The 21,360-nt window shown below is 65.8% G+C and carries 22 protein-coding genes, 2 tRNA genes and 1 pseudogene; 5 read left to right on the top strand and 20 right to left on the bottom strand.

Translation table 11 applies throughout. The features are described from left to right. Positions 1 to 56 precede the first annotated feature (56 nt). Positions 57 to 269: a DUF3072 domain-containing protein gene (locus C7I55_RS14855; protein WP_106513734.1), complete on the top strand. Its 213-nt coding sequence runs from the start codon at positions 57 to 59 to the stop codon at positions 267 to 269. 147 nt (positions 270 to 416) lie between these two features. Here the strand turns inward: C7I55_RS14855 and C7I55_RS14850 are convergent, their stop codons facing one another. From C7I55_RS14850 to ccmC, 7 genes are read right to left on the bottom strand one after another with little or no spacing between them, the layout of a single operon-like run. Next, the gene (locus tag C7I55_RS14850) at positions 417 to 1,049 is read right to left on the bottom strand and encodes a tetratricopeptide repeat protein (protein WP_106513733.1); all 633 of its coding nucleotides are present in this window, start codon (positions 1,047 to 1,049) and stop codon (positions 417 to 419) included. Further along, entirely contained in the window at positions 1,049 to 1,456 is a 408-nt protein-coding gene (locus C7I55_RS14845; protein WP_106513732.1) for a cytochrome c-type biogenesis protein, read from the bottom strand. Before C7I55_RS14845 ends, C7I55_RS14850 begins: the two co-directional genes overlap by 1 nt. Then, positions 1,453 to 1,980, bottom strand: a complete 528-nt coding sequence (locus C7I55_RS14840; RefSeq protein WP_106513731.1) for a redoxin family protein — start codon at positions 1,978 to 1,980, stop codon at positions 1,453 to 1,455. The genes C7I55_RS14845 and C7I55_RS14840 overlap by 4 nt, the downstream gene beginning before the upstream one ends. Further along, positions 1,977 to 3,896, bottom strand: a complete 1,920-nt coding sequence (locus tag C7I55_RS14835; RefSeq protein ID WP_106513730.1) for a heme lyase CcmF/NrfE family subunit — start codon at positions 3,894 to 3,896, stop codon at positions 1,977 to 1,979. Before C7I55_RS14835 ends, C7I55_RS14840 begins: the two co-directional genes overlap by 4 nt. Continuing rightward, on the bottom strand, positions 3,893 to 4,333 hold the full coding sequence (gene ccmE, locus C7I55_RS14830; RefSeq protein WP_106513912.1) for a cytochrome c maturation protein CcmE: 441 nt from the start codon (positions 4,331 to 4,333) through the stop codon (positions 3,893 to 3,895). Before ccmE ends, C7I55_RS14835 begins: the two co-directional genes overlap by 4 nt. Positions 4,334 to 4,343: 10 nt before the next feature. After that, a complete protein-coding gene (locus C7I55_RS27665; protein ID WP_109043774.1) occupies positions 4,344 to 4,475 on the bottom strand; it encodes a heme exporter protein CcmD in 132 nt (43 codons plus the stop codon). Beyond that, positions 4,472 to 5,188 (bottom strand): heme ABC transporter permease CcmC, encoded by a 717-nt coding sequence (ccmC, locus tag C7I55_RS14825; protein WP_106513729.1) that lies wholly within the window; start codon positions 5,186 to 5,188, stop codon positions 4,472 to 4,474. The genes C7I55_RS27665 and ccmC overlap by 4 nt, the downstream gene beginning before the upstream one ends. 170 nt (positions 5,189 to 5,358) lie before the next feature. Between ccmC and C7I55_RS14820 the strand changes: the two genes are divergently transcribed. Continuing rightward, positions 5,359 to 6,276, top strand: a complete 918-nt coding sequence (locus tag C7I55_RS14820; protein WP_106513728.1) for a DMT family transporter — start codon at positions 5,359 to 5,361, stop codon at positions 6,274 to 6,276. A gap of 4 nt (positions 6,277 to 6,280) precedes the next feature. On the opposite strand, the gene C7I55_RS14815 is transcribed toward C7I55_RS14820, so the two are convergent. The 7 genes from C7I55_RS14815 to C7I55_RS14790 form a co-directional block, all read right to left on the bottom strand. After that, complete coding sequence (locus tag C7I55_RS14815; protein ID WP_106513727.1) at positions 6,281 to 7,327, bottom strand: Leu/Phe/Val dehydrogenase; 1,047 nt, start codon at positions 7,325 to 7,327, stop codon at positions 6,281 to 6,283. Positions 7,328 to 7,365: 38 nt separating this feature from the next. Next, positions 7,366 to 7,442, bottom strand: a tRNA-His gene (locus tag C7I55_RS14810). 49 nt (positions 7,443 to 7,491) lie between these two features. Next, the gene (locus C7I55_RS14805) at positions 7,492 to 8,958 is read right to left on the bottom strand and encodes a CehA/McbA family metallohydrolase (RefSeq protein WP_106513726.1); all 1,467 of its coding nucleotides are present in this window, start codon (positions 8,956 to 8,958) and stop codon (positions 7,492 to 7,494) included. Next, positions 8,958 to 11,474, bottom strand: a complete 2,517-nt coding sequence (locus tag C7I55_RS14800) for a TonB-dependent receptor (protein WP_106513725.1) — start codon at positions 11,472 to 11,474, stop codon at positions 8,958 to 8,960. Before C7I55_RS14800 ends, C7I55_RS14805 begins: the two co-directional genes overlap by 1 nt. A gap of 133 nt (positions 11,475 to 11,607) precedes the next feature. Continuing rightward, on the bottom strand, positions 11,608 to 11,922 hold the full coding sequence (locus C7I55_RS14795; protein ID WP_233222218.1) for a YqaA family protein: 315 nt from the start codon (positions 11,920 to 11,922) through the stop codon (positions 11,608 to 11,610). A 3-nt stretch (positions 11,923 to 11,925) separates the two neighbouring features. After that, on the bottom strand, positions 11,926 to 12,054 hold the full coding sequence (locus C7I55_RS29240; protein ID WP_269845217.1) for a hypothetical protein: 129 nt from the start codon (positions 12,052 to 12,054) through the stop codon (positions 11,926 to 11,928). Positions 12,055 to 12,083: 29 nt separating this feature from the next. Beyond that, a complete protein-coding gene (locus tag C7I55_RS14790; protein WP_199192834.1) occupies positions 12,084 to 13,376 on the bottom strand; it encodes a DUF763 domain-containing protein in 1,293 nt (430 codons plus the stop codon). Between the two features lie 221 nt (positions 13,377 to 13,597). Here C7I55_RS14790 and C7I55_RS28870 point away from each other — a divergent pair. After that, a pseudogene (locus tag C7I55_RS28870) lies at positions 13,598 to 14,335 on the top strand (S8 family peptidase); the annotation flags it as partial. A 140-nt stretch (positions 14,336 to 14,475) separates the two neighbouring features. Here C7I55_RS28870 and C7I55_RS14780 read toward each other — a convergent pair. Beyond that, positions 14,476 to 15,861: an MATE family efflux transporter gene (locus C7I55_RS14780; protein ID WP_199192845.1), complete on the bottom strand. Its 1,386-nt coding sequence runs from the start codon at positions 15,859 to 15,861 to the stop codon at positions 14,476 to 14,478. 175 nt (positions 15,862 to 16,036) lie between these two features. Between C7I55_RS14780 and C7I55_RS14775 the strand changes: the two genes are divergently transcribed. Beyond that, positions 16,037 to 17,032 (top strand): LLM class flavin-dependent oxidoreductase, encoded by a 996-nt coding sequence (locus C7I55_RS14775; protein WP_106513722.1) that lies wholly within the window; start codon positions 16,037 to 16,039, stop codon positions 17,030 to 17,032. Here the strand turns inward: C7I55_RS14775 and C7I55_RS14770 are convergent. Next, a complete protein-coding gene (locus C7I55_RS14770; protein ID WP_106513721.1) occupies positions 17,029 to 17,394 on the bottom strand; it encodes an MmcQ/YjbR family DNA-binding protein in 366 nt (121 codons plus the stop codon). The two genes, C7I55_RS14775 and C7I55_RS14770, sit on opposite strands and share 4 nt — an antisense overlap. A gap of 66 nt (positions 17,395 to 17,460) precedes the next feature. Between C7I55_RS14770 and C7I55_RS14765 the strand changes: the two genes are divergently transcribed. Next, positions 17,461 to 17,646, top strand: coding sequence for a hypothetical protein (locus C7I55_RS14765; protein WP_106513720.1), 186 nt, complete (start codon positions 17,461 to 17,463; stop codon positions 17,644 to 17,646). 26 nt (positions 17,647 to 17,672) lie between these two features. On the opposite strand, the gene C7I55_RS14760 is transcribed toward C7I55_RS14765, so the two are convergent. The 4 genes from C7I55_RS14760 to lon all read right to left on the bottom strand — a co-directional run bounded on the left by C7I55_RS14760 (position 17,673) and on the right by lon (position 21,320). Continuing rightward, positions 17,673 to 17,981: a DUF167 domain-containing protein gene (locus C7I55_RS14760; protein ID WP_106513719.1), complete on the bottom strand. Its 309-nt coding sequence runs from the start codon at positions 17,979 to 17,981 to the stop codon at positions 17,673 to 17,675. 26 nt (positions 17,982 to 18,007) lie between these two features. After that, positions 18,008 to 18,082 (bottom strand) — tRNA-Val (locus C7I55_RS14755). A 199-nt stretch (positions 18,083 to 18,281) separates the two neighbouring features. After that, positions 18,282 to 18,608, bottom strand: coding sequence for an HU family DNA-binding protein (locus tag C7I55_RS14750; protein ID WP_158266433.1), 327 nt, complete (start codon positions 18,606 to 18,608; stop codon positions 18,282 to 18,284). Between the two features lie 306 nt (positions 18,609 to 18,914). Beyond that, on the bottom strand, positions 18,915 to 21,320 hold the full coding sequence (gene lon / locus C7I55_RS14745; RefSeq protein WP_106513717.1) for an endopeptidase La: 2,406 nt from the start codon (positions 21,318 to 21,320) through the stop codon (positions 18,915 to 18,917). Positions 21,321 to 21,360: the final 40 nt, after the last annotated feature.

Here is a 21,360-nt window from a genome sequence, read left to right as displayed (position 1 = left end):
TGGCGGAAGGTCGAGGCTTTGCTTCGAACTCTTCTCCATCAACGGAAAGCGCACCAATGTCCGATCGCAATGACACCAACCAAGCCGCCGCCAAGGACCCAAGTGAATGGGTCACCGGCGACGAAAGCATGACTGCGCCGCAGGCATCATACCTCAAGACTCTCGCGCAAGAGGCTGGCGAGGAATTTGACCCCGAGCTCACCAAGGCCGAAGCCTCGAAGAAGATCGACGAGCTCCAGCACGAGACGGGTCGCGGCGTCGACCATTGAGGCATTTTGGCGCGAGGCTCGGCGAAGGTGCTTCCCTTCCCGCTATGCACCCTGCATCGATCCTCCGCCTCCCCCGTCATGGCGCGACATCGGCCCGGTCGGGGATGCTACTAGTGTAATAGCCTCGGGTTCAGCCGACAGTCGGACCTAGCGGAGTTGACCGTCGGCACGGGCCTTGTCGACCGCGGCGAGCTGTCGCTCGAGTTCGGCCCGCCAAGAGGCATCGGCCGGGGCGAGCGCGAGCGCCCGGCGCCATTGCTGCTCGGCACCCGGAAGGTTACCGCTCTGCGCTAGCGCAATGCCGTAGAAGAGCGGTGGCCCCGGGTGCTTGGGCGCAAGCGCGGCCGCGCGGCGGAACGCGAACTCCGCCGCTGGAGTCAGGACGTTTCCGCCATGCGCGACCAGCGCGTCGCCATAGCCGATCCACAGCGTTGCGTTACGCGGATTGGCCCGCAGTCCCGACCGGATCATCGCCGCCGCATCCGCCGTCTTGCCGCTGTGTCGGTAATTTTCCGACATGATCATCCAGCGGTCGGCCGTGTCGAACTGGCCGAACATTTCGCGCCGAAGCGACATGAAGGGAGTGTCCGGTTGCTTCTCCGCCACCTCGACCTTGCGCGGCGCACCGTCGAGGCTCGGCTGACCCTGCCAGGCATAGCCGGCGAGCGCGAGCAACAGGGCGGCAAGCAGGAACTGGAGCGGGCCCTTTTCGAGCCTGGCGAAGTGCCAGAGGCCGGCGAACAGCGATAGGGCCATGATCAGGATTATGAACCAGCCCATCAGCGCGCTCGCCGCCGGAAGCGCCCGCGGGCCAGCCAGAAACCAAGTGCCATCAGAACCACCGGCGCCGCCCACAACGGCCAGGTGACCGGTTCAACCGTCGGCTTGTAGCTCACCCAGCTGCCGTAACGATCGATCAGCCATCGGCGGATCGCCTCCGGCGGCTCGCCAGCCTTGATGCGTTCGCGCACCATCGAGCGCATGTCGCCGGCCATGTCGGCATCGCTGTCCGCGATCGACTGCCCCTGGCAGACGAGACAGCGCAACGTCTCCATCAGAGCTTTGGCCTCCGCCTCCTGCTTGGGATCGTCGAGCTGACGATAGGCGAAAGGCGCCGGCGGCGTTGTCGGCTGGGCGGCGGCGGGCGCGGCGATGAGGAGCGCAAGAGCGAAGACGAGCTGCCTCATCGCGCCGCCTCGAAGGCTCGGATGATCCCGTCGACATCTTCGGGGCGGATCTCGCCGATATGCTGATGGCGAATGATGCCCGCGCCATCGACCACGAATGTCTCCGGCACGCCCGACGATCCGAGCGCGAACTGGACCTGGCTGCGCGGATCGTCGCCGATGCGCTCGAACGGATCGCCATTGCTCTTGAGAAAGGCGGTGACGTCGGCGCTTTTGTCCCTGATTGCGATCGCATCGATCGGAATACCGCGAGCCTTAACAGTCTCGAGTTGCGGGGCCTCGACGCGACAGGGGATGCACCAGCTCGCGAACACGTTGACGAGGCGCGGCTGCCCCGCGTGCAGATCGCCGGCCGCAAGCCCGGGATGGTTGGGAACGATCGGCTTCAGTGCGAAATCCGGCATCGGCTTGCCGACCATACGCGATCGGACGATCGTATCGCCCGGCGCCCACAGCCGGAACGCGAAAACAAGCACGATCGCTACGAACAGAGTCAGCGGGAGGAAGAGGAGAATACGTCTCATGCGTGGCTCTCCTGATCCCGGCGGCGGCGGCGCACGCGGCCGATCAGCGATAGCAGGCCGCCGAACGCGACCAGTGCTCCGCCGAGCCAAATAAGCGTTACGAAGGGCTTCCACCACAAGCGCAACTGCCAACGGCCGCTCTCATCCGCCCTGCCGATGACGGTATAGAGCTGGCCATCGAGACGGGTCGCGATCGCAGCCTCGCTGGTATCGGTTCGCGGCGAGGAGAAGGTACGTGCCTGAGGCCGAAGCACGAAGGCACCGCCGTCGCCGCGGCGGGCGGTCAGCTTCGCCTCCATCGCGGTCCAGTTCGGCCCGGCGATCGGCTCGACCTGGTCGAAGCGGAGCGAATAGGGCCCGACACGAACCGTCTCGCCCGGACGTGCGGCAACCAACGTCTCCTTGGTGAACGCCGCCTCCGAGGCCATCCCGGCGAGGCTGACCGCGATGCCCAAATGCGAGATCACCATGCCCCAGGTGAACAGCGGCGTTCGGCGCAGATTGCGCTTCCACAAGGGCGCCAGGCTGGCAGCCCCGACGCCAAGTGCGAGCACCAGTCCGAGCAGGGGCAGGATGCCGAGCCCCGGCGCAAGCAGCAGGACGGCGGTGAGTGCGAGCGCGGTGACCGCCAGCGGGACGATCATGCGCCGTGCCACTTCGGCGATCCGGTCCCGTCGCCAGCGCAGCAAGGGTCCGGCGGCCATGACGACGACGAGCGCGAGCGCCAGCGGTCCGGCGACCTTGTTGAAATAGGGCGGGCCGACCGAGAGCTTCTCGCCCGCAAGTGCTTCGATCAGCAACGGGTAGAGCGTTCCGACGAAGACGATGCCCAGGATGGCGGACAGGAACAGGTTGTTGGCGACGAGCGCGCCTTCGCGACTGACAAGATCGAACGTGGATCCCTCCTTCACCGTGCCGACGCGCAGCGCGAACAAGGCGAGCGCACCGCCGATGTAGAGCGCCAGCAGCAGCAGGATGAACGCGCCGCGCTCCGGATCGACGGCGAAGCTGTGCACCGACGTCAGGATGCCGGAACGCACCAGGAAGGTGCCGATCATGGACATCGAAAAAGCGACCACGGCGAGCATCACAGTCCAGGCGCGAAGCCCATCGCGGGTGGCGAGCACCGTTACCGAGTGCAGCAAGGCGGTGGCGGCGAGCCATGGCATCAGAGACGCGTTCTCGACCGGATCCCAGAACCACCAGCCGCCCCAGCCGAGTTCGTAATAGGCCCAATAGGAGCCGGCGGTAATGCCGAGCGTGAGAAAGATCCAGGCGGCCAGGACCCAGGGGCGCATGGCGCGGGCAAAGGCGGGACCGACGTCGCGGGTGACGAGCGCGCCGACGGCGAACGAGAATGCAATCGAAATGCCGACATAGCCGAAATAGAGGGTCGGCGGATGGAAAGCGAGGCCGGGATCCTGAAGCAGGGGATTGAGGCCGTTGCCCTCGGTCGGGGCCGGAAACAGGCGCTCGAACGGATTGGAGGAGAAGAGCAGAAAGGCATAGAAGCCGAGGCCGATCGACGCCTGCGCCGCCAGCGTCGCGATCAAGGTGCGCTCAGGCAACCGCCGCTCGAACAGCGCAACGGCCGCACCGGCAATGGCGAGCACCGTCACCCAGAGCAGCATCGAGCCTTCGTGATTGCCCCACGCGCCAGCGAATTTGTACAGCCACGGCTTCATTGTGTGGCTGTTCTCTGCGACCAGCGCCACCGACAGATCGGTCCGCAGGAACAGCTGGATGAGCAGCAAGAAGGACAATCCGACAAGCAGCGCCTGGGCGACGGCGATCGGCCGCATCGCCGGTACAATTTCGCCGCCGCCGGGACGCAGCGCGATGATCCCGAACAGCAATTGCAGCACCGACATGGCTGCAGCCAGCCAGAGGGCGGCAAGCGCAGTCTCGGCAATCACTTCAGGCTCTCGCTCTTATGTTCGCCTTTTTTGACGTCGAGCTGCGGCGGCATGTAATTCTCGTCGTGCTTGGCCAGGATCTCGTCCGCGACGAACAGCCCGCTCTCCTGGAACCGCCCCTCGGCGACGACCCCGCTTTCCTCGCGGAAGAGATCGGGCACGATGCCGCGGTAGCGGACGTTGATGACGTGCGGACTGTCGTCGCGCACGACAAAATCGATCGTCACGCCGTCCGCGTTGCGGCGGATCGAGCCTTGCCGGACCATTCCGCCGATGCGCACGTTGCGGCCTTGGGGCGCCCCTTCACGGGCGACGTCGGCCGGCGCGTAGAAATAGGCCGCCTGATCCTTCAGCGCCGACATGGCGAGCAGCACCGCCCCCAGCACCGCGACGATGGCGAGGACGAGCAGGAACAGGCGCTGGGTCTTCGGTTTCACCGCCCCCACCTCATCGGTCGTTCCTCAAATCTTCAACCTGGCGTTCGGCGCTGCGCATCGATGCCCAGCTCCACCAGGTGAGGCCGACCGTGCCGAGGGCGGTGAGCGCGTAGGAGGCGAGGATGAAAGTCCAATGGCTCACGAATATCTCCGAAGGCGCGCTTCGACCTTTTGGCGCGCTAGCGCAGCGCGCATCCGCATCAGCACGATCGCGCCGAACAGCAAGCTGAAACCCGCTGCCGAGACCAGCAGCGGCCACAGCATCGAGGCATCGACGGTGGAACTCGCCCGCAGAAACGAGATGCTCTGGCCCTGGTGGAGCGTGTTCCAATATTCGACCGAATAATGGATGATCGGGATGTTGATCGCCCCGACGAGCCCGAAGATGGCGGCGATCCGTCCCTCCCCGCCACGCTCCCGCTCGGCATCGTCGAGCGCAATATAGGCGATGTAGAGGAACAACAGGATCAGCATCGAGGTCAGCCGCGCATCCCATTGCCAGTAGGTGCCCCAGGTCGGCTTTCCCCACAGCGAGCCGGTGACAAGACAGAGGGCAGCGAAGACGGCACCCGGGACCGCGATCGCGCGTGCGGCGATCGCCGCCAGCGGATGCCGCCACACGAGTTGCATGAAGCTTGCAATGGCAAGGCCGGTCCAGCCGCCCATGCCGAGCCAGGCGGCAGGCACATGCACGTAGATGATCCGAACGCTTTCGCCCTGCAGATAGTCGCGCGGCGCAACGAACAGGCCGACCGCGAGCGCACCGACGATCAGCAGCGCCCCGCCCCAGCCCAGCACGGGCGTGAGTGGTCGTGCGATCTTCAGAAAGCGGGCCGGGTTCGCGAGGGTCTGCATTTTGGCCTCCCCTCTAAAGCGTCCTTGCGCGGCGGGGAAGCGCTTCGCGCGTTTCCGGCGCAACGTGAATCCGGCGCTTTACGTAGTTGAGGCCGTGACACTTTTTCCGGAGACGACCGTAAAGGAACGTACTTGCGCTTCCGCATCGCTGCGGCGCAGGGACGCGCCACATGGCTTCCCGTCGTCCCGAACAGAACAAGCTCGCCGGCATTGCGCTGAGGCTCTGCGCCGCGACCTGCTTCGCGGGCATGTCCGCGTTGATCAAGCTCGCCCACCTTCACGGCATGCCGACCATCGAGATCGGCTTCTATCGCTTCGCCTTCGGGCTGCCGCCGCTGATCCTGTGGATCGCGCTGAGCCGCAACTGGACGGCGTGGCGGACAGCCCGGCCCGGCGCCCATGCATGGCGCGCGGCCATCGGCCTGTCGACGATGATGATGGGGTTCAGCGCCCTCGCCTATCTGCCCCTCGCTGAGGCGACCACGATCGGCTTTGCCGCGCCGCTGTTCGCGGTGATGCTGTCGGCCCTGGTGCTGAAGGAGAAGGTCGGGCTGCATCGCTGGAGCGCGGTGTTCATCGGCCTGATCGGCGTGCTGATCGTGATGCAGCCGGAAGGCAGTGACATGCCAATGATCGGACTGGTGCTTGCGATCGGCGCGGCCTTCGGCAGCGGCATCGTCACCATCACCATTCGCCAGATCGGCCGCACGGAACATACCCAAACGACGGTGCTCTGGTTCACCTGCCTTGCCGTACTGGTGCTCGGCCTCTTCCTGCCATTCTACGGAACTGCGCATGATGCGACCACATGGGGAATCCTGCTCGCGCTCGGGACCGTCGGCGGAATCGGGCAGCTTCTGCTCACCGCGTCGCTGCGCTTTGCGCCGGTCTCGGTGGTGGTGCCGCTCGACTATGCACAACTTCTCTGGGCGGTGCTGTTCGGCTGGCTGCTCTTCGCCGACCACGCGGCGGCGAGCACATGGGCCGGTGCCGCCGTGATCGTCGGCAGCGGTCTCTACACGGTGTACCGCGAACACAAGCTCGGCCGGGACAAGGCCAAAGTGGAAGCCGAAGCCGCAGCCGGATAGGCTGCTACCGGCCGATCAGCCTCTTGGCCATGTCATCCGCCACTTCCGCAGGGTTGCGACCCGTCGACGCGCTTTCCGACCAGATCTGCTCCAGCCGCACCGGCACCTGCTCGACGCGGCTCTTGACGCCGGCGGCGTCCGCGTCACGCAGATATTCGGACGAGACATTGATGATCCCGCCGGCGTTGATCACGTAATCCGGCGCGTAGAGGATGCCGCGCTGATGGATGCGCTGGCCGTCCTGCGGGGTGGCGAGCTGGTTGTTGGCGCCGCCGGCAACGATCGGCACGTTGAGGCCGGCGATCGTCTCTTCGGTGAGGATTGCGCCCAGCGCATTCGGGCTGAATATGTCGGCTTCGAGGCTGATGATCTCCTCCGGCGCGACCACGCTCGCCCCGACTTCGGCGGCGAGCCTGTAGGCGCGGCTGCGGTCGATGTCGGTGAGGCTGATCCGCGCACCTTCCGCGGCAGCGCGACGGGCGACGCCGCCGGCGACGCTGCCGGCGCCTTGCATGGCTATGTGGAGGCCCGCCAGGCTGTCCTTGCCGAGCGCACGACGGACCGCGGCCTTGATGCCGAGAAACACGCCGTAGCTGGTATGGGGTCCAGGGTCGCCGCCGACCTCACCCTCGCCAACTGGAAGGCCGGCGATGAAGCGGGTGTGCTTGGAGACGGCGTCGAGATCGGCGACGGTGATTCCAACATCTTCGGCGGTGACGTAGGAGCCGGAGAGCTTCTCGACAGCCTGGCCGTATGCCGCGAGCATCTCGGGAGTTTTGGTCCGGGCTTCGTCCGACAGGATTACGGCCTTGCCGCCGCCGAGCGGCAAGCCGGCCATGGCATTCTTGTAGCTCATCCCGCGCGAAAGGCGGAGCGCGTCACGAAGCGCGTCGCCCGTCTCGGCATAATTCCAGAATCGGACGCCGCCCGCGCCCGGCCCCAGATGGGTCGAGTGCACCGCAATGATCGCGCGAAGGCCGCTGGCGCGGTCGTGTACGAAATGGACGATCTCATGATCGTCGAAGTCGGGATACTCCCACGGCGACTGCATCGGGTGACCTGCTGAGCTGTATGAGGATGCTGCGCAAATGGGGCGATCGACGGGGCTTGAACCCGCGACCCCCGGTACCACAAACCGGTGCTCTGACCAACTGAGCTACGATCGCCACTGCGCACGGGGTGCGCGGCGCACATAGGAGGGTGGGCTAGGAAGCGTCAAGAACGTTTCGCGGCCTTTGGCGTGCTTTGTCGGACAGCATCGATGTAGATCGGATTGCCGATCAGCAGCAGCTGCCCGTTTGCGCCGCGCACGTTGACGCTGAGCCATCTCCGAGCCGCCGCCGGTGTCCGGAAGACAATCGTCTCGTCGGCCGAAGCGATTTGACGGCTGGCCACGGTCTCGCCGTCGGCGACCAGAAAGGCTGTGCTTCCCGATGGGGCGGCGACATGCGCACGCACGTCGACGACGCCTTTGGCCGCCAACCGTCCTCCCATCGAAACGCGTTCGGTGCCGCCAGACGCATCGACTTCGAGCAGGCGCTCGCGGGTGCCTTCGACGTCGATGAAGACATTCCCTCCCCGGATACCGTCCAGAATGCCGTCCCGCGACAAGGCTGCGGCGTGCACCACCGTCGCGGGGCGGCCGATCGGTGGTTTCCCGCCCGGCGCGTCGGGATCGTGATTGTCGCTGCCGGCAATGCCGGTCAGGCGATGGCCTTCGTTCAGGCGGGCGTACCAGAATTCGAGGCCGCCAAAGCGCCCTTCCGCAATCGGTCCGTTCACGACCTCGATCGCGGCGACCTTGTCGTACTGGGTGTCCGGCCACACCCAGCCGCAGCCCATGCAGTCTTCACCGGTGGGCGCGGCCGGATGATTGAGCGACAGGATCGCACCGGACTCCGCCAGGCTTTCCTGGAGGCCGGCAAGATCGGCAACGGCGGGTGTTCCGATCCGGAAGTCGACAAAGCCCGTGGCGCCGAGCACGTTCGCGTGGCCCTTGAACGTCGTCACCTCAATCCCGGGGATCAGCAGGATCTTGTCGAAATAGGGCTGGAGCTCGCGCAGGCCGCCAAAATGGGCCGTCGTGTTGTGGTCGGTCACGGCGACGAAATCGAGCCCGGCGGCCGCCGCCGCCTCGACCGAGCGGAACAGCGGGCACGGCACCCGCTTGCCGCTCCGGCTCGCGCAGGTGCCGTCGCTGTTCGCATCGTGCATGTGGAGATCCCCGCGGTACCAACCCGGGGCAGCCGAGAGCGGCGGATCGGCGATCGCCGCCGAGGCCGCTGGGTCGCCCACCTTGTCGAAGGTTACCGTCACGGCGTAGCGGCTGCGGCTCGCCACGCGGATGTTGGGCACGCCGAGCATGACCTGCCAGCGTCCGCTCGGCAAGGTACCGGGAAGGTAGCCGGGGCTCGCGTCCGAGAGGCCGATGGTGAAGCGGTCGCGGGTACCGCCGCTCCAGCCGCGGAAGCGCTGCGGATCCCAGACACCGAGATCGACCACGGTTCGGTCGGCCTTGTCGTAGGACAAGGTGACGGTGATCCGCTCGACGCCGTCGGGGACGTCGAACGGGACCGCCTTGTAGCTCTGGTGATCTGCGCCGGTGAGCTCGCCGCTGATCTGAACTGGCGACTCGGATGCCGCGGCGCCCGCTGCCGCAATCCACAACAGGATCGGCAGCATCAGAAGCGGAAATCCACCGCCAGCCGGAACGAGCGGCCAAGGATCGGACGGCCGATGAACAACAGGTCGTTGGCTTGCCCGCTGGTCAGCTCGCCCGCGCGCGGGTTCCCTTCCGTGAGTCCAATCGAATTGGTGAGGTTGTCGCCATAGGCCCACAGGCTGATCTGCGGCGTCAGATCGAAGCGGGCGCTGGCATTGATCACCGTGTAGGCCGGCAATGCCGAGGTGTTGGCGGCGTCCGAGAAACGCCGCGCATAATGTTCGACATCCATCTGCGCGCGGAAACGCCCATCGAGCAAGGTGACCGCAGGCGTGACGCGCAGGGCGAGCTTGGGCACCCGGAGCAGCTGGTTGCCGAAATAATCGCGCTGCACCGGCGCGCCGTTGACCAGCTCGGTGAATTGCAGGTTCCGGAATTCCGGGTTCTGCAGCGTGCCGTTTACGGTTAGATCCAACCATTTCACGGGCCGCAGCGTGCCTTCCAGCTCGATGCCGTAGGTGCGGGTGTCGGCATATTCGGTCTGCTGGGTGTAGCCCCCGGTTGCCGGATTGAAGACGAAATTGCCGATCGAAAAGCTACCGAAATCGGTGTTGAAGGCCGTCGCGTAGAGGCTCAGCAGCCGCGACGAATATTTGAACCCCGCTTCCCACATCTTGATGTCCTGGGTGACTGGCTGGGCAGTGGCGCTGGTGATGAAGCTGCCGACGCTCGGCAGGCGGAAGGCCGAGGTGTAGCGCGCGAACAGGCCGGCATTGCGGCTGAACTGCCAATTGGCACCCACCGTAAAGCCAAGCTTGTCGAAGCTGCGGTCGAACGGCGTGAAAATGCCGCTGCCGGTCAGCACCTGATCGTCGGCGAGCGTCGCGCGGTCGCCGAGATTGACGGTCGCCGTGCCTTCTTGGGTTCCTTGCGTATCGATCCACTCCTGGCGGAGGCCGGCGTCGATCCGCAATTGCGGCGTCACCTGCCATTCGTCGGAGAGATAGAGCGCGTAGGTGTCGGAATTGCCCGCGCCGTTGGCGAACTCGGAGCCGTAGCGCAGCACGCCATTCTCGCTCGCCGAGCCCACCACCTGGCCGGCGGCGTTCACCGCGATCAAATCGAGCAACCGCGAATCGCCCGAGACATCCTGCAGGGTCGTTGCCGAATAGCGGCGAAAAGTCTCCCGAATGTGCGCGTAGTAGAAGCCGATCGCGATATCGTGGCGCTGGCCGAAGAGATCGAAGGTCCACGCCACCCGAAAATCGTTGAGGAACTCGCGCTCGTCGACCGCCACGGGCCGTGCACTGTTCTGGAAAACCAGACCGTTGCCGTTCTGGCCGGCGATGTCGAACGCCTCGCCGGTGTCGGCGTAGCGCAAGATCGTGCGGTTCGCGCCGGGGAATGCAGCGAGCAAGGCGGCCTGGCGGCCGGCGACGAAGGCGGCCGCCGTGCTGATCGAGGCCGGATAGACGCCGTTTCGCACCGTTTCGGATTCCCGGTAACGGCTGCGGTTGGAGAGCTTCCAGCCGCCGGGCAGATCATAATCCACCAGCGCCGAATATTGATCGAGGCGGATCCGGGAACCGTCGGTGTTGTCGAACGAGAGCGGGCCGAACGCGCTACGCAGGTTGAGGAACGCCGTCGATCGGCTGGCGGTGGTGTCGTATTGCGGGTCGAAGCCGGCGATACCGACGATGTCGCCCTGGGCGTCCTTGGTTAGCGGGATGCCGGTGTAGAAGATCGCCCGGTCGTCGAGCCGTTTGTAGCTCAGGCGGACATAGCCCTGATCGAGCCGGCCGGTGAGATCGGCGCGGATCTGCCCGCCCTTGTTGCCGGTATAGCCGGGGTCGCGTACCCCGTCTTCGTTGCGATAGAAGCCGCCGATGCCGAGTCCCCAGCCGTCGGCGATCGGCACGCCCACCCAGCCGTCGAACCGAAACAGGTCGGCCGTCGGTCCATAGAGGATTCTGGCATTGCCGGAGAGCGTATCGCCCGGAGTCTTGGTGATGAAGTTGATCACGCCGCCGGGCGCGTTCGAGGTGAAGATCGAAGCCGGACCACCCCGCACAACCTCGATCCGTTCGATCGACTCGTCGACGCGGAATGCCTGGTCGGCATTGAGATAGCCGAGCGAGGGATCATGCTGCACCGGCAAGCCGTCCTCGAGCAGGTTGATCGAGCCGAAGCCGTCGACCGGAATGCCGCGCGCCCGGACGTTGCCGCTGCCCTCGCCGCCGGACGCCTCGACCCAGAAGCCCGGCACGGATTTCAGCGTCTCGGTGACGCTGGAGGCGGCGCGGGAGCGCAGGGTCTCGTTCTCGAGCGTGGTCACCGCATAACTGGTCTCGAGCTTGGTTCGCTCGCCTGCGCCGGCGCGGCCGGTGACGATGATCTCCTCGTCGGAATTCGGGGCCATCTCTTCCGCAGCGGCCGACGATTCGAGGTTCGCCTCGGCCTGGGCGAGAGCCGGCATACTGCCCGCGAGCAGAAGCGAGGCGAGACCGCCTCGGGCGAGACCCGTCGAACGTGACATTCCATTCCCCTTGTGCAGTGCGGCACCGCCGCTCAGCGGGGATCTAGGGACTCACCATGTCGTGCCGATTATGACGGTATGACGGTGCGGTGACGAATTGCCGACTCTCCGTGACAGGCAAAGCGGCCGACACTTAGCGAACGATTTGCGCGGCCGTGCCGAGGACGACCAGGTAGCGCCCGGCCTTGGCGATCGTCACCAGCAGGAAGAAGCGTGAGAACGGGGTGCGCAGCATGCCGGCGACGGGGGCCAGCGGATCGCCGATCACCGGCAACCACGACAGGAGCAAGGTCCAGCTTCCCCAACGAGCATAGAGACGTTCAGCACGCGCCAGCGCCGTTTCCGACATCGGGAACCAGCGGGCGCCGCGCTGCGCTTCGAGGAAGCGGCCGAGCCCCCAATTGACGATCGATCCGAGCACATTCCCGGTCGTGGCGGCCGCCAGCAACAGCTAAGGATCGTAGCGGCCCGAGACCGCCATCACCGCGAGCAGGAGCTCAGACCGCTCTGGGAACAAGGTTGCGGCGAGCAGGGCCACGGCGAACAGAGCGGGGTAGCCCGCAACGAACAGGTCGGTCACGTCTCCTCGAGTCCCGCGGCCCGCAACGCCTAACCCCTGTCCTGCCGTGCCTCGCCGCCCACAGGCGGATGCTCCAGGCCGAATACGCTGCGCCCACCATAGCTGTGGCTGGCGGCACGCTCCTCTGCAATCAGCGCCTCGACCGAGGGACCGGTCACATGGCGTTCGAGCCGTCGTGCCTGCGCATCGAGGCGCTTCAGCGCGGCAAGTTCCTCCTCGCGACCAAGCTTCGCTGTCGCGATCGCACTCCGCATCACGCCTATGGTCTTGTCGTATACTGTGATCGGCACCGGAAACGGGTGGCCGTCCTTGCCGCCATGGGCAAGCGAGAAGCGCGCCGGATCGCTGAACCGGCAAGGTGCGCCGTGCACCACTTCCGCGACCATCGCCAGTGCGCGCACCGTTCGCGCCCCGACGCCCGGCACCATCAGCAACTCGGCGAAATCCTCCGGCCCGCGCTCGGCCGCCGCAGCGAGATTGCCGTGCAGCCGCCGTGCTATGACGTCCTGCGCGCGCACATCGTGGTGATCGGGCAACACAAGGTGCGGCAACATCGCTTGGGCAGGCGGTGGAGCGGCCTTCGGCGGATCGATCCGCGCGAGTTCGCGGACAATGCCGTCCGGACCGATGTCGCCGAGCAAAGCCAGCTGGCCGCGCCGCGATGCATCGGCACGGCGATCGGTGAGATTGACGATCGTCCCCTGCCCGCGCCCGTCGATCGCGGCATGCGGCGCTTCGACGAAGCTGGTAATGTCCTCCGAAAGCCAATGGTAACGCCGCGCCTGCCCGCGCGCATCGTTCATGCCCTGCTGGATCACCACCCATCGGCCACCGTCGGTAACGATGAAGCCGTGCAGATAGAGGTCGAAGCCGTCCTGCACCGCCGCGCTGTCGACCTTGGCGACCAGCCGGCTGGCCTGCCCGAGCGCGGCTCCGTCCACCCCGACCTTCTCGCCCACCGCGACGAGCTCGTCGGGGGTCTTGCGGCTATGCTTGCCGCGCCCGCCACAGACATGAATGCCGAGCTCGCCCGAAAGCGGCGCAAGCCCGCGCTTCAGGGATCCGAGCACGCTGGTGGTGATGCCGGACGAATGCCAGTCCATGCCCATCACCGCGCCGAACGACTGGAACCAAAAGGGATGGGCGAGCCGGCGCAGCAGCTCGTCGCGGCCATATTCCATGACGATCGCCTGCGAAATCGCCGCGCCCAATTTCGTCATGCGTTCGCCGAGCCAGGCGGGCACGCGGCCGCCGTGCAGCGGCAGATCGGCGCTGCCGGCGCGCTTCGCCATCAGTCGAGACCCGGCGCGGGAGAGCAACACGTCATTGCTGCTGCCTAGCAGGATCGGAACGGAAGGGGAACCGTCGGGAGCGGCACAGCTGTGTCTTTCGTGTCGCGGTCGCGATTTCTTCGGTCCTGAGGGCACTAACCCCAATTGCCAACAGCGCGCTTCTCCAACAGGATCACGAACGAGCGGTCTTCCGGGGGGAAGTCAATGAATCATGCCGTCCGCCGTGCTCCTGCGCGCGCCGTCACTCTACAATGCGAATGAAGGCAATGTGGTGTGCGGAGCGTCGCGTGCGGAATCTGATCCTGACTGCTGCTCTGTTCGCGGCCACGGCGCCGGCCGCTGGCGCTTCAGTGCCGACGCACGACGCCGCGCCCCCACGACTCGTCGCAGTGATAGACAGCGGTATCGCTCGCACCCCCGAGCTCGCTCACGTCGTCACGGCCGAGTATGACATGGCCTCCGACGAGGCCCGGGAGCCGTTCAAGCCCCGCTACGATCACGGCACACTCGTCGCGACGATCCTACTTCGCCAATCCCGTCAGGCGCTCAACATCATTTCGTTTCGCATCGACGATCCTGCGGGGTGCCCGAAGGGGCTGGTGCCCCCTTGCCAGCCCTCAGCCAAGCCTCTGGTCAACGCCATCCGCAAAGCCGCCAGTCTTGGTGTGGATGCGATCAATATCTCACTGGCCCTTCGCGACGATAAGGCGATCACCGCCGCAGTGCGCGAAGCGACCGCACGGGGCATCCTGGTCGTACTCGCAGCGGGAAATGACGGCCGGGACCGCCCCGGAAATCTCGACATGGCGACCGCAGGTTTTCCCAATGCGGTGCTGGTCGGAGCGCTGGACGATTCCGGCCTTCCATGGAGCGGCACCAACAGGCCCGGTGTCGGGACGAGCGCCTACAATTATGCCTGGCAACACGGCGTCGGCGTGCCATCCGTGACTGCATCGGGTGCCGTTACCCGGGTCACCGGGACTTCGTTTGCAACGCCGGCCGAGACTGCCCGGCTACTGCAATGCCGCGAAATCCGGGCGGTGCAGACCACGGCCATGGGTTGCGACATGGCGGTAGAGGTGGTGAATACGCAGGTCGAGGTGAAGGTCGCGGCCGCCGCCGCGGGCGGTTACAGTCGCGACAAGCCCAGCCGCTCCCGCCGGACCCACCGGGTTACCATCAGCAGCGCTACCGAGGCCAAGCCAGTGGCGAGGCCGGTCCAGATGCCGACGCCTCCCCAGCCAAGCCCGAAGGCAAGGCCGACTGCCACCGAGAGCCCGATCACCCAATAACCGACCGCAGCGTAGAGCATCGGCACCTTGGTATCGTGGAGCCCGCGCAGCATGCCGGCGCCGACCACCTGCGCTCCGTCGACGATCTGGAAAATGGCGGCCACGAACAGGAACGAGATGGCGAGCGGGATCACCGTGGCATTGGCCGGGTCGGCGCTGTCCAGGAACGCGCCGACGAGGCGATCGGGAATGGTCAGCATCACCAGAGCGGTCAGGCTCATGAACCCGACACTGAGCGCGAACGCGGTCCAGCCCGCCACTGCGACGCCGTCCCGGTCCTTCCGCCCGTAAGCGAGACCGACCCGCACCGTCACCGCCTGGGCAAGTCCCATCGGCACCATGAAGGTCAACGACGCGATCTGGATGGCAATGGCGTGCGCCGCGATGGAATCCGGCCCGATCAGGCCCATCAGGAACACGGCCGCGTTGAAGATCGTGATCTCGAGGCCGAGAGTGACCGCAATCGGTAGTCCCAGCTTCCAGATCTGGCGAAAGCGCTCCCAGTCGGCGCGCCAAAAGCGGCCGAACAGGCGATAGCGGCGGAACCGCGGATGGAGGAGGACGACCGCCGCGAGGCCGAGGAACATCAGGATATTGGCGCACGTGCTGCCGATCCCCGCCCCCTGCAATCCGAGCTTCGGCAGCCCGAAATGCCCGAAGACGAGGCCGTAGTTCACGACCGCGTTGAACAGGACGCAGGCAAGGCCGACGATCAGCGACCAGATCGGCCGTTCCAGCGCGGAAATGAACGCTCGCAGCACCAGATAGAGAAGATAGGGCAGCAGGCCCCATTGCAACGCGCGTACGAAACTCTGGGCATCGGCGGCAAGCCCCCGATCCTGACCGATCGCCACCAGAATGGCACCGCTGTTCCAGAGAATGATCCACACCGGGAGCGTGATCGCGACCGCCGCCCACATCGCCTGACGCACGGTGCGGCGTACGTCGCGCACGCTATGGCGGCGCGCGCCCAATTCGCGTGCCAGCATCGGCGCCGCAGCGGTCATCAGTCCCATGCCGAAGATCAGAAAGGCGAAATAGATGTTGATGCCGAGGGTACCGGCGGCAAGCGTCCGCGGCCCGGCCCAGCCGAGCAGGATCACATCCGTAGCGTGGATCAGCGCCTGGGCAACGTTGGTCAGAATCAGCGGCCAGGCGAGCCCCAGCATCGCCCGGACTTCGTCGCGCCACAAGGGGCGTGTCGAGGACCAGTCCTGAAGCATGGCGGCGTCGTACGAAGCCACCTGCGCGGGGGCAAGCGGCGATTGCAGGAACTGGCGCACTCTGCGGCTCCGCCCGCCCGGTGGACGCAAACGCTGATCCTCTCGCCGGACTACCGTATTTCCGCCACCGGCTTCCAGCCTTGCGGGCCGTGCGCGGCCCACCCATCTGGCGTCCATGACCCCCCTCTCCATCCTCGATCTCGCGCCGGTGCCGGAAGGCGCCGACGCGGGCCGTGCCCTGCGCAACGCACTCGAACTCGCTCAGGCGGGCGAGCGCCTGGGCTTCAATCGTTTCTGGATGGCCGAACATCATTCGATGCCCGGCATCGCCAGCGCCGCAACCGCGGTCGCGCTTGCCTTCGTCGGTGCCGGTACCAGCAAGATCCGGATCGGCGCCGGCGGCGTGATGCTGCCCAACCACGCGCCGTTGGTCATCGCCGAGCAGTTCGGCACCCTGGAAGCGCTTTATCCTGGCCGCGTCGATCTCGGCCTCGGCCGGGCTCCCGGCACCGATCGCGCCGCGGCGATGGCGCTGCGCCGCACGCTTGCCTCCGACGAGAACCAATTCCCGCGCGACGTGGTCGAGCTGATGGACTATTTCGTCGTCGATCCGCAGCGCAAGGTTCGCGCCATTCCTGGCGAAGGCCTCTCCATCCCGGTCTGGATCCTTGGCTCGAGCCTGTTCGGCGCCCAACTCGCCGCCATGCTCGGCCTGCCCTACGCCTTCGCCTCCCACTTCGCGCCGGCGGCGATGATGGATGCGATCCGGGTCTATCGAGACCGGTTCCAGCCGTCGGACCAGCTCGACAAGCCCTATGTGATGCTCGGCTTCAACGCGTTCGCCGCCGACAGCGACGAGGAGGCGCAGTTGCTCTCCACGTCAGTGATGCAGGCGTTCGTCAATCTGCGCACCGGCCAGCCTAGCAAGCTCCCGCCGCCGCTTCCCGGCTACGCCGACACGCTGCCGCCGAACGCGCAGGCGATGCTGGGCGACGTCCTGTCCTGCTCGGCGATCGGATCGCGCAAAACGGTCAAGGCCGCAACAGCAGACTTCATCACCCGCACCGGCGCTGACGAGCTGATGGTCACCTCGCAGATCTGGGACCATCAGGCGCGGCTTCGCTCCTACGAAATCGTCGCCGAAGCAATGGGCCTCGCACCGGCGGGCTAATCCTCGCGTGCGTCGAGTTCCTTCACGAGGCGCTTGGGCGCTCGCGCTCGGTAGCTCTCGTCGACCCACGCCTTGAGTTGGTCGAGGCTCGGATATTCACCTTCAGACGGCGTGAACGTCACCCATCCGCTCTTTCCGAGGCCGTAGCCGGTCGGCTTGGCGAACGGCAGATCGAGCGCCACCGAATGGGTATAGGGGAGCTTCACGGAGACGCTGAACGGCTCCCCGTCCGCGGCGAGAAAGGCGAAAGCCTTGTCGTTGACCGCAAGATCATCATCACCGGGCCACGGCGACTTCGATTCGGCGCCGGGGAGGGTCAGGCCCCATGTACGCAATTGCTTCAGCAGGTCCTCGCCCCTCATCGCCTTCCCCTTCGGAACCTCGCCGGCCTTCGCTCTTTCCTCCTACCACAAGATGAGGAGCGGATCATGAGCGACGATAGAGCGAAGATCACGACCGGACCGAACGAGCGCTCGGTCAACGAGAATATCGCCGGCACCGCGCCCGGCATCCCTGACGATGCACTCGCGCCCGGCCAGGAACTGCCGGAACCGCCGAGCGACGAGGAGGTCGCGCGGATCGCCAAGAAGCTCGGTGCCCCCAGCGCCGACTGACCCCGCCAGGCAGGGGCGATGATGGCTTACCCCGGAGAGGCAAGCAGCCGCTCCACTGCCGCGGCGTCGACTCCCTGCAAACGCACGATCTTCAGCCGCGATTTGTCACCGGACCCGATCGTCACGGCCGATCGCTGTACCCCCAGCACATGAGCGAGAAAGACGATCAGCGCGGCGTTGGCGGCGCCTTCGACCGGCGGCGCTGCGAGGCGGATTGCCAGCGCTGGCCGGCCGTCCCCCGAATCGCCGATCCCCCCGACCGCATCCTTGCGCGCCCTCGGCGTCAGCCGCACGGCAAGGGACACAACATCGCCGGTTATCGTATAGGGCTTCATCGCCGCAATCGTCGAGAGGAAAGGCGTGGTGGGCGCGGTAGGGATTGAACCTACGACCCCACCCGTGTGAAGGGTGTGCTCTACCACTGAGCTACGCGCCCACGCCGTCGTCCGCTTGCAACCGAGTTGCTGGGCGGACGCAAGAAGCGGCGCTAGATCGCGCCGCTGCCGGGGTCTCTAGTGCGACGCCTTCCCGCTGTCCAGCAGGGAAAATGCCTCGCTGAGCAGCCGAAAAGCGGCGGCACTTCGAAGAATCCGATCGCGGAGAATGGCACGCCCCCGCGCCAGTCCCGGCAAAGCTCAGCGGCTGACCGAATCCTTGAGGCCCTTGCCGGCCTTGAACTTGGGCTGGGTCGATTCGGCGATCTGCATCGGCTCGCCGGTCCGCGGATTGCGGCCCGTGGAAGCCTTGCGCCGCGAGCAGGAGAATGTGCCGAAGCCGACCAAGCGGACTTCGTCGCCGCGCTTCAACGCATTAGTGATCGCGTCGAACACGCCTTCGACTGCCCGGCTCGCGTCGCCACGGCCCAGCCCGGTCATCTCGGCCACCTGGCCGATCAGCTCCTGCTTGTTCATCCTACCCAAACCCCTGCTTTTTTTGAATCGCGGCTGTTTGCCTTGCTCCATCTAAAGTCAGGTGGCCTGCGCGAGTCAAAAGGAAAGCGCGGTTTTTCCGGAGAAAACCGCGCCTTTGCGAGACAGATTCGTTGCGGACTGCTAACAAATTTCCCTGCTGACCTCGCGCCGCGAAGCCTCCCCGATAACGGGGGAGGATTCGGGTGGGGGTGGACTGAGGGACGCGCGAGGCGCCCGAGAGAGCCTAGTCAGGTGGTCCCTGCAAGCGCGCGGTGACACAGGATGGCACCGGCACCACCCCAACTTGCCCTCCCCCGTCGAGGGGGAGGGTTCCAGAAAGCAGACGTGGTCTGCCACTTAGTGTCGGATCGACACCGTACCGCCTTCGTCCTTGCCGAGCTCGGTCGCCGGCACGGTGGCGAGTTCGTCGGCCTCCGTCCATTCGATCGGAATCACCGGCGTAGCGAGCGCTTGGGCGAGCACCTCGTCGACGTGGGAGACCGGCAGGATCTCGAGCCCGGCCTTGATCGCCTCCGGGATCTCGGCGAGATCCTTCTCGTTCTCGGCCGGGATCAACACCTTCTTGATGCCACCGCGCATTGCCGCGAGCAGTTTCTCCTTGAGGCCGCCGATCGGCAGCACCCGGCCCCGCAAGGTCACTTCGCCGGTCATCGCGACATCGCGCCGGACCGGAATGCCCGTCAGGGTCGAGATGATCGCCGTGACCATGCCGATGCCGGCGGAAGGACCGTCCTTCGGCACAGCGCCTTCGGGCAGGTGGACGTGGATGTCCTTGCGACCGAAGACGCTGGGCTTGACCCCGTAACTGGGGCTGCGCGCCTTGACGAACGAGAAGGCCGCCTGAATCGATTCCTGCATCACGTCGCCGAGCTTGCCGGTGGTGCGGATCGCGCCCTTGCCGGGCACGGTGACCGCCTCGATGCTGAGCAATTCGCCGCCGACTTCGGTCCAGGCGAGGCCGGTGACGGCACCGATCTGATCTTCTTCCTCGCCGACGCCGTGACGGAAGCGCTGCACGCCGGCAAAGTCGCCGACATTCTCAGGCGTGATCTCGACCCGCTCGGTCTTGCCTTCCAGGATCCGGCGCAGGGCCTTGCGCGCAACCTTGGCGATCTCTCGCTCGAGCGTACGCACCCCGGCCTCACGGGTGTAATGACGGATGAGCGTGCGCAGGCCTGCCTCGGTGAAGGTGAGCTCACCCTCCTTAAGGCCATGGGCCTCGATCTGCTTTTCGATCAGGTGGCGGCGGGCGATTTCGACCTTCTCGTCCTCGGTATAGCCTTCCAGCCGAATGATCTCCATGCGGTCGAGCAAAGGCTGCGGCATGTCCATCGTGTTCGCCGTGGTGACGAACATGATGTCCGAGAGGTCGTAGTCGAGCTCCAGATAATGGTCCTGGAACTTCGAATTCTGTTCCGGATCGAGCACTTCGAGCAGCGCCGACGCGGGATCGCCACGGAAATCCTGACCAAGCTTGTCGATCTCGTCGAGCAGGAACAGTGGGTTCGAGGTGCCCGCCTTCCTTAGGTTCGACACGATCTTGCCGGGCAGCGAGCCGATATAAGTGCGCCGATGGCCGCGGATCTCGGCCTCGTCACGCACGCCGCCGAGCGACTGGCGGACGAACTCGCGCCCAGTCGCCTTGGCGATCGAGCGGCCGAGCGAAGTCTTGCCGACGCCCGGGGGACCGACGAGGCAGAGGATCGGGCCCTTGAGCTTGTTGGTGCGCGCCTGCACGGCGAGATACTCGACGATGCGGTCCTTGACCTTTTCAAGGCCATAATGATCCTCGTCGAGGATCGCCTGCGCTTCAGCGATGTCCTTCTTGACCTTGGACTTCTTACCCCAGGGCAGGCCAAGCAGGACGTCGAGATAGTTGCGCGAGACCGTCGCCTCGGCCGACATCGGTGCCATCGCCTTCAGCTTCTTGAGCTCCGACGTCGCCTTTGCCTTGGCTTCCTTGGACAGCTTGGTGCGCTCGATCTTCCGGCCGAGCTCGGCAAGCTCGTCACCCTCGCCGTCCTCGCCCTCGTTGCCGAGCTCACGCTGGATCGCCTTGAGCTGCTCGTTCAGGTAATATTCGCGCTGGGTCTTCTCCATTTGCCGCTTGACCCGGCTGCGGATCTTCTTCTCGACCTGAAGAACGCCCAATTCGCCTTCCATGAAGGCGAAGGTCATCTCGAGACGGCGGACCGGATTGAGCTCGGCAAGCAGGGTCTGCTTGTCGGAGACCTTGATGTTGATGTTGGCGGCGACCGCATCGGCGAGGCGCGAAGCCTCCTCGATCTGGCCGAGCTGGACGGCCGTTTCGGCTGGAAGCTTCTTGTTGAGCTTCGAATAATTCTCGAACTGCTCGACGACCGAACGCATCAGCGCTGACACTTCGGCGCCTTCCGGCTCCACGCTCTCGATTGCATCGACATCGGCGACGAGGTGGGTGCCCTGCATCGCGATCGAGGACAGCGAGGCGCGCTGCTGTCCTTCGACGAGCACGCGCACGGTGCCGTCCGGCAGCTTCAGCAGCTGCAGGATGGTGGCGATGACGCCGAGATCATAAAGTGCGTCGCGATCGGGATCGTCCTCGGCCGGATCGAGCTGAGAGACGAGGAATATCTGCTTGTCCGCCGCCATCGCGCTCTCGAGCGCGGCAACCGATTTATCGCGCCCGACGAACAGGGGCACGATCATCTGCGGGAACACCACGATGTCGCGCAGAGGCAGGACTGGGAAACTCTGGGTCATTGGAACTCCACTGAGGCCGGACGGCCATCCTTACCATCAT

It is taken from the genome of Allosphingosinicella deserti (assembly GCF_003012735.1).
In the GTDB taxonomy this organism is placed as follows: Bacteria; Pseudomonadota; Alphaproteobacteria; order Sphingomonadales; family Sphingomonadaceae; genus Allosphingosinicella; species Allosphingosinicella deserti.
This window is presented reverse-complemented; position numbering and strand designations above follow the sequence as displayed.